The following is a 16,345-nucleotide window of genomic DNA, read 5'->3' on the forward strand; positions in this document are numbered from 1 at the left end:
CTCGCGCGAACGCCGCCGCACCGCCCCCTTCACCCGCGTCAGACAGGAAGCCCTATGTCCACTACCGCCACGCCTCAAGACAACCCGCTCCTCGATTTTTCCGATCTGCCGCGCTTTGGCTCCATCCGACCCGAGCATGTGACGCCCGCCCTCGACGTGCTGCTCGCCGACGCGGCGGCCGCCGTCGAGCGTGCCGCGCTGCCGGTCACGCCCGCGTCGTGGGCCGACGTCGTCGAACCGGTCGAGCGCGCCACCGAGCCGCTGTCGCGCGCGTGGAGCGTGATCGGCCATCTGAATGCCGTCGCCGATACGCCCGAGCTGCGCGCCGTGTACGGCGACAACCTGCCGCGCGTGACCGAGTTCTGGTCGAGCGTCGGCCAGAACCTCGCGCTCTACGAGAAGTACAAGGCATTGAACGCGAGCGACGAGTTTGCATCGCTGAACGGCGAACGCAAGAAGATCCTCAGCAACGCGCTGCGCGACTTCCGCCTGTCCGGCGCCGAGCTGCCGGAAGACCAGAAGCCGCGTTTCGCGGAATTGCAGGAGCGCCAGGCGGCGCTGTCGAAGGCGTTTTCGGATCACGTGCTCGATGCGACCAACGCATATGCGTACATCGTCGATGCGGGCAACGAGGCGCAACTGGCGGGCCTTCCCGAAGACGTGATCGAAGCCGCGAAGGAAGCCGCCGAGCGCGACGGCAAGACCGGCTACAAGTTCACGCTGCACTTCCCGTCGTATTTTCCGGTCATGCAGTATTCGGAAAACCGTCCGATGCGCGAAGCGATGTATCGGGCGTACGTGACCCGCGCGTCCGAGCTCGGCGCGCAATACGGCAACGGCAAGACCGAGTGGGACAACACCCAGGTGCTCGCCGACGAACTGAAGCTGCGCGCCGAAGAAGCGCAGATGCTCGGCTACGGCAACTTCGCCGAAGTGTCGCTCGCGCCGAAGATGGCCGAATCGCCGGCTCAGGTGATGGCCTTCCTCGAAGACCTCGCGACGCGCGCGCGTCCGCATGCCGAGCAGGACTGGAAGGAGCTGCGCGAATTCGCCGCGAGCGAACTCGGCATGACCGATCTGCAGCCGTGGGACATGACGTTCGCCGCCGAGCGTCTGCGCCAGAAGCGCTATTCGTTCTCGGAAAACGAAGTGAAGCAGTACTTCCCGGAAGACGCGGTGTTCAATGGTCTGTTCAAGGTGACCGAGACGCTGTTCGGCGTGCGCATCCGCCGCGACGAGGCAGCGGTCTGGCATCCGGACGTGCGCTTTTTCCGCGTCGAGAATCAGGACGGCGGCCTCGTCGCGCAGTTCTATCTCGACCTGTATGCACGCGAAGGCAAGCGCGGCGGCGCCTGGATGGACGACGCGCGCGGCCGTCATAAGCTCGCGCACGGCGCGGTGCAAACGCCGGTCGCGTACCTGACGTGCAATTTTTCAGCGCCGGTCGGCGGCAAGCCCGCCTGCTTCACGCACGACGAAGTGATCACGCTGTTCCACGAGTTCGGCCACGGCTTGCATCACATGCTGACGCGTGTCGATGAGCTCGGCGTGTCGGGAATCAACGGCGTCGAATGGGATGCGGTCGAACTGCCGTCGCAGTTCATGGAGAACTTCTGCTGGGAATGGGACGTGCTGTCCGACATGACCTCGCACGTCGATACCGGAAAGTCGCTGCCGCGTGATCTGTTCGACAAGATGCTCGCCGCGAAGAACTTCCAGAGCGGTCTCGGCACGCTGCGGCAGATCGTGTTCTCGATGTTCGACATGCAACTGCATACCGGCTTCGATGCGAACGGTGCGAAGAGCGCCAACGACCTCGCGCGCGAAATCAACGAACGCTTCCACGTCGTGCCGCAAGCGCCGTTCTCGCGCTGGCCGAATACGTTCAGCCATATTTTCGCGGGCGGTTACGCGGCCGGCTACTACAGCTACAAGTGGGCGGAAGTGCTGTCGGCCGATGCGTACGCGGCATTCGAAGAAGCCGCGCAAGCCGCGGGCAGCGTGCTCGATCAGTCGACCGGCATGCGCTATCGTCGCGAGATTCTCGAAGTGGGCGGCAGCCGTCCGGCGATGGAATCGTTCAAGGCGTTCCGCGGCCGCGAACCGAATATCGATGCGCTGCTCCGGCATAACGGCATGGCGCCGGGTGCCGCACACTGAGCGATGCCAATAGAAAAACCGGCGGTCTGCGCGAGCAGGCCGCCGGTTTTTTCATTCATCCGCGAAACACCGCGCTACGCGCGATGCAGCTTGAAATCGACCTGTTCAGGCCGCCCTTCGAGCGATAACGACGCGCGCGCGGCCGGCGCGCGGCTCACCACCCTGCCCCGGCTCACCACCGCGAGCCGCGCGGCGCGCAGGCGGATCGCCTCGATCTCGTCGCGCGCATCGAGCACGACGAGATTGGCCGCGCATCCGGGCGCGATGCCGTAGTCTTCCAGACCGAGAATGCGCGCGGCGTTCACGGTCACCGCGTCGAAACAGGCGTGCATGCCGTCGACGCTGGTCATCTGCGCAACATGCAGGCCCATCTGCGCGACTTCGAGCATGTCGGCCGAGCCGAGGCTGTACCACGGGTCCATCACGCAGTCGTGGCCGAATGCGACCGTGATGCCCGCTGCCAACATTTCCGGCACTCGCATCATGCCGCGCCGTTTCGGGTACGTGTCGCTGCGGCCTTGCAGCGTGATGTTGATGAGCGGATTGGCGATCGCCGCGACGCCCGACTCGCGCATCAGCGGCAACAGCTTGCTCACGTAGTAGTTGTCCATCGAATGCATCGATGTAAGGTGCGAACCGGTGACGCGTCCGTGCAAGCCGAGCCGATGGGTTTCGGCCGCGAGCGTTTCGATGTGGCGCGACAGCGGATCGTCCGATTCGTCGCAATGCATGTCGACGCGCAGACCCTGCCCGGCCGCGTACTCGCACAGCATGCGCACCGACTGCGCGCCGTCGGCCATCGTGCGCTCGAAATGCGGAATGCCGCCGACCACGTCGACGCCCATGCCGATCGCGCGCTTCAGGTTGTCGAACGCACCGGCGCTGCGCAGCAGACCGTCCTGCGGAAAAGCGACCAGTTGCAGATCGAGATACGGCGCGACGCGGCGCTTCACTTCGAGGAGTGCTTCGACCGCGAGCAGACGCGGATCGCACACGTCGACGTGGCTGCGGATCGCGAGCAGGCCGCGCGCGACGGCCCAGTCGCAATACTGCATCGCGCGTTCGATCAACGCTTGCTGCGTGAGCTCTGGCTTCAACTCGCCCCATAGCGCGATGCCTTCGAGCAGCGTGCCCGACGCGTTCACGCGCGGCAAACCGTAAGACAGCGTCGCATCCATATGGAAATGCGGATCGACGAAAGGCGGCGTGACGAGCGAACCGGCCGCGTCGATTTCGTCGCGCGCGCTCGCGGCCAGGTTCGGTTCGACAGCGACGATGCGACCCGCGGCGATGCCGATGTCGACTGGCGACGGGTGATGCGGGGACAGCTGTGCGGCACTGCGCGGCAGCGCCGCGCGGCGGATGATCAGATCCATGTTCGCTCCGGTTGATCGCGTTTGGACTCGCTACGATTCTATCGGCGCCAGAATAATGCGGGCGCCGATGCGTACCGGCGCACGCGCCGCAATCCGTATCGGCTGCGTGCGATGCGACGCGCCTATACTCGCCGTTTCGGCCATGCATTGACGGAGCGTCCAGATGAAAACGATCGGCGTGATCGGCGGAATGAGCTGGGAGTCGTCCAGCGAGTATTACCGGCTGCTGAATCGCCACGCGAAGGTGCGGCTCGGCGGTCATCACAACGCACGCAGTCTGCTGCTGACCGTGGATTTCGCGTCGATCGAGGCGAATCAGCGCGCCGGCAACTGGCAAGCGCTCGGCGAACAGATGGCCGACGCCGCGCGCCAGCTCGAACGCGGCGGCGCCGATCTCGTGATTCTTGCGACGAACACGATGCATCGCGTGTACGAGTCGATCGAGCAGGCAATCACGGTGCCGTTCCTGCACATCGCCGATCCGACCGGCGCCGCGTTGCGCGCGGCGGGCGTCGAGCGCGTGGGCCTGCTCGGCACGCGCTACACGATGGAGCAGACCTTCTATACGGGCCGGCTGCACGAACGCTATGGACTCGACACGCTCGTGCCTGACGACGATGAACGCGCGGACGTGCACCGCATCATTTACGACGAGCTATGCCACGGTAACGTGGACGACGCGTCGCGCAAGGTCTATCAACGCGTGATCGAACATCTGGCCGCGCGTGGCGCGCAGGCGGTAATACTCGGTTGCACGGAGATCACGCTGCTGATCAAGCCGGAAGATTCGGTGCTGCCTGTGTTCGATACTACTGCGCTGCATGCGCAGGCCGCGGTGGAGTGGGCGATTGGAGCGGAGCGCTGATGGGTTCGAGGCTTCGATCGCGCGCGAATCCTGTTGCGTCTGTTCACGCGCACGTGCGGCACACGCAGCGAGCGCCACAAGCGAAACGAAGCGCTGAAAGTCAAAAAGCCCGCATGGCTTGCGCGATGCGGGCTTTCAACAATGCTTTGGTTGCGGGGGTAGGATTTGAACCTACGACCTTCGGGTTATGAGCCCGACGAGCTGCCAGACTGCTCCACCCCGCGTCAGAGAAAAAAGATTATATAAGCTTGCTAGCAAAACGTCAAACCTATGCGCAGAACATTTATCGAACGACGTCGTCGCGATGAGGCATGCGCCGTGAGCGCAACACATGCGGCGCAGCCTCGTATTCCACGCATGGCGCGACGCACACAGCAAGTAGAATGTCGCCGACTTTGACCGGCGAGGCCCCCGCTATAATCGGCCTCGCTCTCATCACGCATGCACCGGATATTTTCGTGAAAATCGCCACCTGGAACGTCAACTCCCTCAAAGTCCGCCAGCAGCACGTCATCGACTGGCTCGCGAGCAGCGGCACCGACGTGCTGTGCCTGCAGGAACTGAAGCTCCCCGACGAAAAGTTTCCGCGCGCCGAACTCGAGGCGGTCGGCTATCGAAGCTGGTACGCGGGTCAGAAAACGTATAACGGTGTCGGCATTCTGGTGCGCGAAGGTTTGAACGTCGACGAAACCAGCATCGTGCGCAACATCCCCGGTTTCGAGGACCCGCAGCAGCGCGTGATCGCGGCGACCATCGACGGCGTGCGCATCATCTCCGCGTATTTCCCCAACGGCCAGGCGCCCGGCACCGACAAGTTCGCGTACAAGCTACGCTGGCTCGACGCGCTGCACGACTGGCTCGCAACCGAGATGACACTGCATCCGAAGCTCGCGCTGCTCGGCGACTACAACATCGCGCCCGAAGATCGCGATGTGCACGACCCGAAGGCATGGGAAGGTCAGAATCTGGTGTCGCCCGAAGAGCGCGCCGCGTTTGTGCGGCTGATCGGCCTCGGTCTGCTCGACGCCTTCCGCCAGTTCGAGCAGCAGGAAAAGATCTATTCGTGGTGGGACTACCGGATGATGGCGTTCCGTCGCAACGCGGGGTTGCGCATCGATCACATCCTGCTGTCGAAGGCGCTGTCCGACATCTGCAAGGCGTGCGACATCGACAAGGTGCCGCGCAAATGGGATCAGCCGTCGGATCACGCGCCGGTGTTCGCGCAGCTCGGTTGATCCGGAACACAGCCACGAAGCGAGGCAGTGCGGCCTCGCTCCCCTATTGCTTCAAGCGTCGCCCAGCACACCCCACAAGAACTCGAATACCATCGCATCATGCTCGGCCTGCTCCAGCTCATCGGCGCCGCCGTGTCCGCCTTCCGTATTCTCCCGGTACCACACGTTCTGCGCGCCCAGCGCCTGCATGCGCGCGGCCATCTTGCGCGCATGGCCGGGATGCACGCGATCGTCGGCGGTCGATGTCATGAATAGCACCGGCGGATACGCGACGCCCGCCGCGAGGTTGTGATACGGCGAATACGCGGCGAGCGTGCGCGCTTCATCGGGTTCGTCCGGGTCGCCGTACTCGTCGATCCACGATGCGCCCGCGTGCAGCAGGTGATATCGGCTCATATCGAGCAACGGCACCTCGCACACGACCGCGCCGAATAGCTCCGGCCGCTGCACCATGCAAGCGGCCACCAGCAGACCGCCGTTGCTGCCGCCCTGAATGCCGAGCTGCGCGGCGCTCGTCACGCCTCTCGCGATCAGCGCTTCGGCGACCGCGATGAAATCATCGAACGCGCGCTGGCGATTTTCTCCCTGCGCCGCCGTGTGCCAGCGCGTGCCGAACTCGCCGCCGCCGCGAATATGTGCGACCACGTACACGCCGCCGCGTTCGAGCCAGCCGATGCCCTGCCCCGTCAGATAGCTCGGCAACAGCGGAATCGCGAAGCCGCCGTAGCCGCTCAGCAAACACGGACGCGTCGGTTGTCGATCGCCCGGCGATGACAGTGCTTCCTTCGGCCCGATCACCGTGTACGGTATGCGCGTGCCATCGGCCGATACCGCATGGCCGCGCGTTACGGCAACGCTCGTCGCGTCGAACTGCGTCGGCCAACGGTCGAGCAACTCCCATTCGCCGGGCTCGTCGCGCGCGAGATCGGAGAGCCAGTAGGCAGGCGGCTGCAGATAATCGTCGGTGTCGACGAACACTTCGTCGTTCAGCGTCGACTCGACCGGTGACACATCGACCTGCGCATCGCCGCGCGCCGCGAACACGCGCTCGCGCCAGTGCCACGTGCCGTCCTCGCGCTGCGAAGGCGTCCAGATCAGCGTCTTGGCGCGTACGTCGTCGAGATACGACACGATCAAATGATGGCGCGTATGCGACCAGTCGCAGGCCGAGGTCAGCGGTGTCGGCGTGAAAAGCGGCGTCACGTCGCGCTCGCCGCGCAAAAACGCGTCCTCGCGAATCGCGAGCAGCGCGCCGCCAGGATAGCGCGCGCGATTGCCGTCCCACTCGCACTCCCAGTCGAGCCGTGGCTCAAGCAGCAGCCAGCCCTGCCACGCCCCCACCGCGACATGCGACGGCACCTCGTAACGATGCCAGGCATCGCTGACATGGTCGAGGTAATAGGTGTGCGAATCGAAAAAGTCGACGCTGCTCGTCACCGTATGCCGGCGATCGAGCGGATCGTAATTCGCCTCCACGCCGATGTCGTCAAACTCGCCGCGAAACACGACGGGCGCGTCGGCGAGCGCGGTGCCACGGGTCCAGCGCCGCACGTCGCGTGGATAACCGGAACGCGTCAGCGTCTTGCGCCCGTTGTCCCAGCCGACGTACAGCGTATCGCGATCGATCCACGACACCGTGTGCTTGCCCGCCTTTGCTATCGCGAAACCATCGTCAATGAAACGCCGCTCGTCGAGATCGAACTCGCGCACGACGAGCGCGTCCGAGCCGCCCGGCGACATCGTGATCAGCGCGCGGTCGCCGTCCGGATAAAGGATGTCGAGATCTACGCACACCCACGGTGTGCCTTCGGCCGCGCCGAGCGCGTCGAAATCGAGCAGGTTCTGCCACACCGGCGCGCCGGCGCGCCATGCGGCCCACGCGGTGCGTCGCCAGAGGCCGCGCGGATTGCTCGCGTCCTGCCACAGATCGTAGGCCCAGTCCTTCCAGCGATCCGGAATCACCGGGCGCTCGCGCGGCAGATAGGCATCGGCGAGCCGGCGTCTGAGCGCGTCGAACGACGCGCCGCTGCACCACGCCGCACGGGTGCGCGCATTCTGCGCGTCGACCCATGCGAGTGCGTCGGTGTCGTACAGCTCTTCGAGCGACAGGAAAGGATCCGGGGAAAGCGGCCACTCGAACGGGGCGGGAGAAGCGGGAGAAGCTGGCATCGTCGGCTGTCGGATCGGAACAGCGTTGATTATGCCTCGTGCACGACAGTTGCCGGTTTGCCGCGAGGCGCGCTGCAAAAACGACGAAGGCGGCCTGAGCCGCCCTCGCCTGCGATGCAGGATCGCTCAATACGACCGCATCAAGGCTCGAGATTGAGCTCCTGAATCTTGCGCGTAATCGTATTGCGCCCGATACCGAGCCGCTCGGCCGCCTCGACCTTGCGGCCGCGCGTGAAGTCGAGCGCCTCGCGGATCACGGCCGCTTCGAAGCGGCGCGCGAGTTCGTCCATCACGTCGGCCGCGTTCTCGCGCAGCATGCGCGCGACTTCGGTGCGCAGGCCGCCTTCCCATGCGCTCAGCGCGGTGGCGACCGACGCACCGCCCGCACCGACCGGATGCACGAGCGTGCTGGCGTTCGCGCCAGCGAGCGGCGCACCGACCGTGAATCCCGCATTGGCCGTCACGGCGCCATCCGTCGTCGCGCCCCCGGCGGCGCCCGCACCGGGCTCGCTCCCGCCGCTGTGCGCGGGCCCGAGATCGGGCGGCAGATCCTTGATTTCGATCGTCTGCGCGGGCGCCATCACCGTGAGCCAGTTCGCGAGATTCTCGAGTTGCCGCACGTTGCCCGGAAACGGCAGCGACGCCAGATACGCGAGCGCCTCGTCGGACACGCGCTTCGGTTCGACGCCGAGATCACGCGCGCTCTTCTGCAGGAAATGCCGCGTCAGCAGAGGAATGTCCTCACTGCGCTCGCGCAACGCGGGCAAGCGCAAGCGGATCACGTTCAGACGGTGATACAGGTCCTCGCGAAACAGCCCCTGCCGCACGCGCGCTTCGAGATTCTGGTGTGTCGCCGCGATCACGCGCACATTCGCGCGCAGCGGATTGTGGCCGCCCACGCGATAGAACTGTCCGTCCGACAGCACGCGCAACAGGCGCGTCTGCAGATCGAACGGCATGTCGCCGATTTCGTCGAGAAACAGCGTGCCGTTCTCGGCCTGTTCGAAGCGTCCCTGGCGCATCGCCTGCGCGCCGGTGAACGCCCCACGCTCATGACCGAACAGCTCGGACTCCAGCAGATCCTTCGGAATCGCGGCCGTGTTCAACGCGATGAAGGGGCCGTTCGCGCGTGGGCTATGCCGGTGCAGCGCACGCGCGACCAGTTCCTTCCCGGTGCCTGATTCGCCGGTAATGAGCACGGTGGCCGCCGAATGCGACAGGCGACCGATCGCGCGAAACATGTCCTGCATCGCGGGTGCCTGGCCGAGCATCTCGGGCGCTTCGGCGACGCGCTCGTCCCACGTCTGCTCGCCACGCATGCTTTCGTCGACGGCGCGGCGAATCAGCTCGACGGCCTTGTCGACATCGAACGGCTTCGCCAGATACTCGAACGCACCGCCCTGGAATGCGGCCACCGCGCTATCGAGATCCGAGAACGCGGTCATGATGATGACCGGCAAGCCCGGCACCTTGTCGCGGACGGTTTGCAGCAGCTCCAGCCCGGAGCCGCCGGGCATGCGGATATCGGAGACCAGCACCTGCGGGCTGTCGTGATCGAGCGCGGCCGACGCTTCGCGCACGTTGGCGAAGCTGCGCGTCGCGAAGTTCTCGCGCGCCAGCGCTTTCTCGAGCACCCAGCGAATTGATTGATCGTCGTCTACTATCCAGATCGGCTTCATATGGTTCGGTCAGAAGTCTTGAGGTGCTTGTGGTATCTAGAGGTCGAGCGGCAGCAGAATCTGAAACTCGGTATGGCCCGGCCGGCTGTCCACCTCGATCAGACCTTCGTGCTGCTGCACGAAGGTCTGCGCAAGAGTTAGACCGAGACCGCTGCCGTCCTCGCGCCCCGATACGAGCGGATAGAAAATGCGGTCGCGAATCTCTTCCGGAATGCCTGGGCCGTTGTCGACGATATGCAAGTCCAATGCCAGCTTGCACAGGCGTTTTGAAATCGTGACCTTGCGCGCGATGCGCGTACGCAACTCGATGCGCGCATCGCCCTGTGAGATCCGCTCGCGCAACGCCTCGGCCGCATTGCGCACGATGTTCAGCAGCGCCTGGATCAGCTGCTCCTTGTCGCCGCGCAGATCCGGCACGCTGACGTCGTAGTCGCGCTCGATCGTCAGGCCGCGCGGAAATTCCGCGAGAATCACCTGACGCACGCGCTCGCACACCTCGTGAATATTCACGTCGCCGACGATATGCGGATGCCGGTGCGGTTCGAGCAGGCGGTCGACCAGCGTCTGCAGGCGGTCCGATTCCTTGATGATGACCTGGGTGTACTCGCGCAACTCGTCGCGTTGACGCTCCCCGAGTTCGAACTCGAGCAACTGCGCGGCGCCGCGAATGCCGCCGAGCGGATTCTTGATTTCGTGTGCGAGATTGCGGATCAGATGCTTGTTGACGGCGGTCAGGTCGTTGATGCGCTCTTCGCGGTCGGTGCGCAGATGCCGCTCGTTCTCGAACAGTTCGAGCAACACGTAGTCCTGCGCGCTTTCCAGAAAGCCGACGATCGCATGCACGTGCAGCGGCTCGTGGCCGGGACGCTCGAGCACGGCGTCCAGATGCGTCGCGTGAAAGCGGTGCGCGGCGATCGCGGTGATCGTCGCGACCAGTTCGTCCGCATTCGAGAAGATGTCCGGCCACGCCATCTGCGTGAGCTGCTTGCGCGACATCTCCAGCATCGACTCCGCCGACGGATTCGCGAACGCGACGCGCAGCGTGCGCTTCTCGAGCACCAGCACGACGGTGGGCAACGCCTCGAAGCCTGGCAGCAAGCCAGAGCTCACGAGCTGCGCGTCATCCGACAGCGTCTGTTCGTGTCCTTTCCTTGCCTTGATCAGATTCTTGAGAACCATCTTGGAGTGTGGCCGGTAGGAGATGGTGATAAATCAGGAGTGCGGCCGGTTGGTGATTCGTCGCAATGCATGTCGCCCGCGCGCGGCCGGCCGTGCGTACGGCCTAACGAAAAAGGGACGGCGCCGCCGTCCCTTCGTGACCGATCGCGAGCGTCGGGCAAAGCGCTTCGCCGCGTGAAGGGCGAAGCGCCATCGCCGCTTACAGCGAGTAGTACATTTCGAATTCGATCGGGTGCACCGACTGACGATAGCGTTGCAGTTCGCCCGTCTTCAGTTCGATGTACGCGTCGAGCATCGAATCCGTGAACACGCCACCGCGCGTCAGGAACTCGCGGTCCGCGTCGAGTGCGTCGAGAGCCTGGTCGAGGCCGGCGCACACGGTCGGGATCTTTGCATCCTCTTCCGGCGGCAGGTCGTACAGGTTCTTGTCGGCGGCTTCGCCCGGGTGAATCTTGTTCTGTACGCCGTCCAGACCCGCCATCATCAGCGCGGAGAAGCACAGGTACGGATTCGCCAGCGGATCCGGGAAGCGCGTTTCGATACGGCGGCCCTTCGGGTTCGACACGTGCGGAATACGGATCGATGCCGAACGGTTGCGAGCCGAGTAAGCCAGCTTGACCGGCGCTTCGAAGTGCGGCACGAGACGCTTGTACGAGTTCGTACCCGGGTTGGTGATCGCATTCAGCGCGCGAGCGTGCTTGATGATGCCGCCGATGTAGAACAGCGCGAATTCCGACAGACCTGCGTAACCATTGCCCGCGAACAGGTTCTGGCCGTCCTTCCAGATCGACTGGTGAACGTGCATGCCCGAACCGTTATCGCCGACGACTGGCTTCGGCATGAACGTCGCCGTCTTGCCGTACGTGTGCGCGACGTTGTGGACGATGTACTTCATCTGCTGCAGCCAGTCCGCGCGCTGCACGAGCGTCGAGAACTTGGTGCCGATTTCGTTCTGGCCCTGGCCCGCCACTTCGTGGTGGTGCACTTCGACCGGAATGCCGATCTGTTCGAGCAGCAGACACATTTCCGAGCGGATGTCCTGGAACGTGTCGACCGGCGCGACCGGGAAGTAGCCGCCCTTGGTGCCCGGACGGTGGCCGGTGTTGCCGCCTTCGAATTCCTTCGCCGACGACCACGGTGCTTCTTCCGAACCGATCTTGATGAAGCAGCCCGACTGGTCCGTGTTCCACTGCACCGAGTCGAAAATGAAGAATTCCGGTTCCGGACCGAAGTACGCGGTGTCGCCGAGGCCCGAGCTCTTCAGGTACGCTTCGGCGCGCTTCGCGAGCGAGCGCGGATCGCGCTCGTAGCCCTTGCCGTCAGCCGGTTCGACGACGTCGCAGGTCAGCACGAGGGTCGATTCTTCGAAGAACGGGTCGATGAAGGCCGTGTTCGCGTCCGGGACCAGCAACATGTCCGATGCTTCGATGCCCTTCCAGCCGGCAATCGACGAACCGTCAAACGCATGGCCGCTTTCGAACTTGTCTTCATCGAATGCCGACACCGGCACCGAAACGTGTTGCTCTTTGCCGCGCGTGTCGGTGAAGCGGAAGTCGACAAACTTGACGTCTTCGTCTTTGACGAGTTGAACGACGTCGGCCACGGATTTACTCATAACCTATCTCCTGATTAACAATTTCGGCGGATTTCAGCCGCCGCCCAATCTAGCTGACCCGTCCCGGAACGTCCACCTATACGGCGCCGCGGTCGGAAAATTCTGCGGGACAAATCGATCGGCACCAATAAAGCAGATAGCGTGCCACCTTTCAGGCCAGTATGAGCCAATTCGGCGCACACCGGTACTGCGCTTGCGTTTGCGGGCTACACGCGGAGCGCGAGCAGCGTCACGAAGAAACGCCTGAGCGCCCTCACGCACCAGTTTCGTGCATTCACCGCTTTGGAAATCGCGTTATCTTCCATTTTGGTGCATTCCGACGAAAGTGCACCATATTTGCGCATCGAGTTTGGGGCAGCGCCCGCCGACTGCCCCACGACGCCCAGTCTACCCAGGTCTGCGCGGTGCCTGCCGCGCGCTAGAATGATCATTTGGTCAGAAGGAGATTGACGCTCATGAGCACGCTCGAACAGCTTTACGCGAAGGCGGACGCCCGTCGCGCCGAGAACCAATTGCCCTACGCGGGCGCGGTATCGCCGGCCGAGGCGTTCGAATTGCTGGAACTCGATCCGCGCGCGCGTCTCGTCGACGTGCGTACCCGCGCCGAACTCGACTGGGTCGGCCGGCCGGTGATCGGTGATGGCCAATACGCGCATGTCGAATGGACGCGCTATCCGGGCGCGGTGCCCAATCAGGAGTTCATGCAGCAACTCGCGCAGGTCGCCTCGCCCGACACGCCGGTGCTGTTCCTGTGCCGCAGCGCCGCGCGCTCGAAGCTCGCCGCGATCGCCGCGACCCAGGCTGGCTTCAGGAAGGCGTACGACCTGCTGGAAGGCTTCGAAGGCGACAAGGACGGCCAGGGGCATCGCAAGACGGTGTCGGGATGGTGTTTTCGCGGCTTGCCGTGGATCGGCGCCTGATGGCGCACTGGCGCACTGCCCTCACATGCGCAAGTCCTGTCTAGCGGGGCTGAGGCAGGCTAATCGAAACAGGACGCGCCGACCACGCACTGATTGCATCGTCGGCGCGGGTTGTGACACTGCGATGTCGCGGCTCGCGCCAACCCAACCCTCCGGCGCGAACCGCTGTCGCCTTCTCAGCTTCGCGGCTTACCCGTGGCGGCCGCCGCCGCTGCCGCGACTTCAGGCTCGACGATGTCGCCACCGAGCAGATGCACCCCTTCGCGCAGCTTCACGAACGCCGCGGCGACGGCTTCCGGCTCACCCTTCACCCCGAGATCGATGTGATGCCGCGCATACACGCCGCCGCGCTCCGCATCCCCGACGCTCGGCAGGCTGAACACCCGCACGCCCGGAAAATCCCGCTCGATTTTCTCCATCAGCGGCGTCACGCGCGACTCCGGCAGCTCGAACACCAGCAGCGACTTTTCGGCGTGCGGCGTGGTGTGATGCAGATGCGCGTACTGCGTGTCCAACACCCACTCGATCATCGGCCAGGCCATCACCGGGAAACCCGGCACGAAATGGTGCTGGCGGATCGAAAAACCCGGAATCTTGTTGTAGCCGTTCGGAATGATGTCGGCGCCCTGCGGATACGTGCCCATGTTCAGGCGATGCCGGTTCTCGGGCGAGTTCAGATCCAGCGGTGTCGTTGAAGTCGCCGGATACATGTCGCGGATGCGCTCCTGGATCAGCTTCGCGGCCTCCGGATGCAGCTCGAGCGGCACGCCGAGCGCGGCCGCCGCGCACTGGCGCGTGTGGTCGTCAGGTGTCGCGCCGATGCCGCCCGTCGAGAAAACGATGTCGCCCGACGCGAACGTCCGACGCAGCGTCGCCGTGATGCGCTCCGGATCGTCGCCGATGTACTCCGCCCAGCCGAGCGACAGCCCGCGCGCCCGGAGCAACTCGATGACCTTCGGTAAATGCTTGTCGACGCGCCTGCCCGACAGGATTTCATCGCCGATGATGATGACGCCAAATGCCATTGCCGCCTCTTTCGTTTGATCAATAGGGAACCGGCGCGACCTCGCGCGCGCCGCCAGACGCTTCCGCCCGCATACGCTGCAGCGCGCGCAGGCAGTAGTTGCCGAACCATAGCGCCGAGAACACGAGGATGAACGCGTAAATCCAGATCGTCACCGTGGTAATCACCGGGAACAGCACGATCAGCCAGACCGAGGACGCCCACAGCAGCGTCGGCAGCGAACCTAGCAGGCCGCTCACGACACCGATCAGCAGCAGCGGCAAGCGGTGGCGCCGCACGAGTTCGCGCCGCTCGTCGCGCGTCGCATGCAACGCGAGCGCGTCGTAGGTCATCACCCGATACGTGAGCCAGCCCCACAGCAGCGGAGGAATCAGCGCGAAGAATGGCGGTACGAGCCACAGCGGCAACGTGACGATCAGCAGCACGAGACACAGCAGCGTGGTCCAGAGCGCCTGACCGAGGCTACCGTACCATGTTCCGCCGCGGCGTATCTCCAGCCCGGCGAATTGGCGCGCCGCGAGAAAGCGGATCACGGCCGGCATCGACAGCATCGCGATCAGCAGCAGCACCGTGACGACGATCAACGGGATCGCCATTGCAATTACGATGAACGGCGCGATGACCGCGTGCAGCGTCGAGAAACCGAGCACGTCGAACAGATGATAAAGCGTGGCGGTGAAAGACCAGTCGTCGAGCCAGGTGCGGGTCGCGCCGGTCACCGTCTGCCAGAAGAACCACAGGAGTAAGCCCCAGCCGACCGTCGCGACGATAAACGGTTTGAAGGTCAGCCAGAGCATGCGCGGATGCACCGCGCTTGCGAGTGCACGCCCAAACGAGCGCAACAGATCATTCATGCGAGCCAATGCCTGCGAACGAAACGATGGACAGGAAAAACGCGCCGCGCGCCGGCCTGGCATGCTGGTGGGGCACTGGAGGTGCGCACGAACGTGCACAGCATAAACCAAGGGACACGCCGCCGGCGGAAGTGGACGGCGCGGCGGAGCGCGTGCTCGAGAGGATCCGCAATGGACTCAGAATGAACTCTGAATGGACTCTGAAAGGACTCAAACGGCAGCGGTGTCGTTGCCGGTTGCGCGGCGCTTCGATACCAGGCGATGCGCGATGCGCACGAAGGCGAACCAGTGCTGCGCCCAGAAGCCATCGCCATAGCGGCGGCCTTCGAGCTGATCGCTGATACCGGTCGGCTCCACGTCGCGGCTCCACGACGCGCTGCGGAACAGCATGTCCCACCATGGGAACAGCACGCCGAAATTGCAGCCGTACTTGAGCCCTTCATGACCTAAGCCGATTGCGTGGTGACGGCGATGGAATGCCGGACTGACGAGCAGTCGCTCGCCGAGCCAGCCGTAATACAGCCGGATGTTCGCGTGCTGCACGCTCTGCGCGAGGTTCGTGATCGCGACCAGCACGACGAATTGCGACGGCGGCACACCGATCGCGAGCGAGATCACCGCGAAGAACGACGCCTGCAGCAAATCATCGAGCAGATGGTTACGATCGTCGGACCAAAGCGACATCTGCCGCTGACTATGGTGTACCGCATGCAGTTCCCACCACACGCCGAAGCGGTGCTGCCCGCGGTGATACCAGTAGCCGGCGAAATCGAGCACGAACAGATACATGACGAACGTGACGAGCGGCTGCGTGGTCACGCCGGGCCACAGATTGTCGAAGTTCAGGTTCGCGATGCCGTGAAGCCTGAGCCAGCCTTGCACGTTGTCGAAGAACGGCTGCAGTGCGAAGAAAAAGAAAAGATTCAGAATGCCGAGCTTGGCGATCCACGTGTACAGCACGTCGACCCGCACTGCCTTGCGGTTCTCCCATTGCTCGACCGGACGCAGCGCCTCGAGCGGACGCAGGATCGCGTACATCGCGAGCACCTCGAGCACACCGACGATGACCCAGTACAGGCTGTCGTAGGTGTCCTCGTCGTAGTCCATCAGATTGAACCGGAACAGCAGCGGCTGTACCACGTCGACGTACAGCCACGTCTGCGTGGCTGAAACGAAGCTGTCGAGTGTGGAGAAAATCAGATGGAACATGATGCTGGCCTGTTACTTCGTCCCTGGTGGCTCGTGGCGCCGGGGCTCTGCTGCGTTGCT

12 protein-coding genes and 1 tRNA gene are annotated in these 16,345 nt (G+C 64.2%); 4 read left to right on the forward strand and 9 right to left on the reverse strand.

Annotation, left to right across the window (positions count from 1 at the left end; all coding sequences use genetic code 11):
- Positions 1 to 54 precede the first annotated feature (54 nt).
- The gene (locus AB3X86_RS05470; protein ID WP_368595190.1) at positions 55 to 2,160 is read left to right on the forward strand and encodes a M3 family metallopeptidase; all 2,106 of its coding nucleotides are present in this window, start codon (positions 55 to 57) and stop codon (positions 2,158 to 2,160) included.
- A gap of 74 nt (positions 2,161 to 2,234) precedes the next feature.
- On the opposite strand, the gene AB3X86_RS05475 is transcribed toward AB3X86_RS05470, so the two are convergent.
- On the reverse strand, positions 2,235 to 3,536 hold the full coding sequence (locus AB3X86_RS05475) for an amidohydrolase family protein (RefSeq protein ID WP_368595191.1): 1,302 nt from the start codon (positions 3,534 to 3,536) through the stop codon (positions 2,235 to 2,237).
- Positions 3,537 to 3,699: 163 nt separating this feature from the next.
- Between AB3X86_RS05475 and AB3X86_RS05480 the strand changes: the two genes are divergently transcribed.
- Positions 3,700 to 4,401, forward strand: a complete 702-nt coding sequence (locus tag AB3X86_RS05480) for an aspartate/glutamate racemase family protein (protein ID WP_368595192.1) — start codon at positions 3,700 to 3,702, stop codon at positions 4,399 to 4,401.
- Positions 4,402 to 4,548: 147 nt separating this feature from the next.
- Here AB3X86_RS05480 and AB3X86_RS05485 read toward each other — a convergent pair.
- Positions 4,549 to 4,625, reverse strand: a tRNA-Met gene (locus tag AB3X86_RS05485).
- Between the two features lie 234 nt (positions 4,626 to 4,859).
- On the opposite strand from AB3X86_RS05485, the gene xth reads away from it, so the two are divergent.
- The gene (gene xth / locus AB3X86_RS05490; RefSeq protein ID WP_368586746.1) at positions 4,860 to 5,636 is read left to right on the forward strand and encodes an exodeoxyribonuclease III; all 777 of its coding nucleotides are present in this window, start codon (positions 4,860 to 4,862) and stop codon (positions 5,634 to 5,636) included.
- A 51-nt stretch (positions 5,637 to 5,687) separates the two neighbouring features.
- Here xth and AB3X86_RS05495 read toward each other — a convergent pair whose 3' ends face one another.
- From AB3X86_RS05495 to glnA, 4 genes are all read right to left on the reverse strand, one after another.
- Complete coding sequence (locus AB3X86_RS05495) at positions 5,688 to 7,805, reverse strand: prolyl oligopeptidase family protein (RefSeq protein ID WP_368595193.1); 2,118 nt, start codon at positions 7,803 to 7,805, stop codon at positions 5,688 to 5,690.
- Between the two features lie 140 nt (positions 7,806 to 7,945).
- Positions 7,946 to 9,484 carry a nitrogen regulation protein NR(I) gene (gene ntrC / locus AB3X86_RS05500; RefSeq protein WP_368595194.1) on the reverse strand — a complete coding sequence of 513 codons (1,539 nt, stop codon included), beginning with the start codon at positions 9,482 to 9,484 and terminating at the stop codon, positions 7,946 to 7,948.
- Positions 9,485 to 9,520: 36 nt separating this feature from the next.
- A complete protein-coding gene (gene glnL, locus AB3X86_RS05505) occupies positions 9,521 to 10,663 on the reverse strand; it encodes a nitrogen regulation protein NR(II) (RefSeq protein WP_176124098.1) in 1,143 nt (380 codons plus the stop codon).
- Between the two features lie 199 nt (positions 10,664 to 10,862).
- Positions 10,863 to 12,278: a type I glutamate--ammonia ligase gene (glnA, locus tag AB3X86_RS05510; protein ID WP_176108159.1), complete on the reverse strand. Its 1,416-nt coding sequence runs from the start codon at positions 12,276 to 12,278 to the stop codon at positions 10,863 to 10,865.
- 455 nt (positions 12,279 to 12,733) lie between these two features.
- Here glnA and AB3X86_RS05515 point away from each other — a divergent pair, with 455 nt between their 5' ends.
- Positions 12,734 to 13,198: a rhodanese-like domain-containing protein gene (locus tag AB3X86_RS05515; RefSeq protein WP_368595195.1), complete on the forward strand. Its 465-nt coding sequence runs from the start codon at positions 12,734 to 12,736 to the stop codon at positions 13,196 to 13,198.
- A gap of 176 nt (positions 13,199 to 13,374) precedes the next feature.
- Here the strand turns inward: AB3X86_RS05515 and AB3X86_RS05520 are convergent, their stop codons facing one another.
- From AB3X86_RS05520 to AB3X86_RS05530, 3 genes are all read right to left on the reverse strand, one after another.
- Positions 13,375 to 14,223: a molybdopterin-binding protein gene (locus AB3X86_RS05520; RefSeq protein ID WP_018435396.1), complete on the reverse strand. Its 849-nt coding sequence runs from the start codon at positions 14,221 to 14,223 to the stop codon at positions 13,375 to 13,377.
- A gap of 19 nt (positions 14,224 to 14,242) precedes the next feature.
- Positions 14,243 to 15,076: an EI24 domain-containing protein gene (locus tag AB3X86_RS05525; protein WP_368595196.1), complete on the reverse strand. Its 834-nt coding sequence runs from the start codon at positions 15,074 to 15,076 to the stop codon at positions 14,243 to 14,245.
- A gap of 210 nt (positions 15,077 to 15,286) precedes the next feature.
- The gene (locus AB3X86_RS05530) at positions 15,287 to 16,285 is read right to left on the reverse strand and encodes a sterol desaturase family protein (protein WP_176124094.1); all 999 of its coding nucleotides are present in this window, start codon (positions 16,283 to 16,285) and stop codon (positions 15,287 to 15,289) included.
- Positions 16,286 to 16,345 lie beyond the last annotated feature (60 nt).

Source organism: Paraburkholderia sp. BR14374 (assembly GCF_040948685.1).
Classification (GTDB): domain Bacteria; phylum Pseudomonadota; class Gammaproteobacteria; order Burkholderiales; family Burkholderiaceae; genus Paraburkholderia; species Paraburkholderia youngii.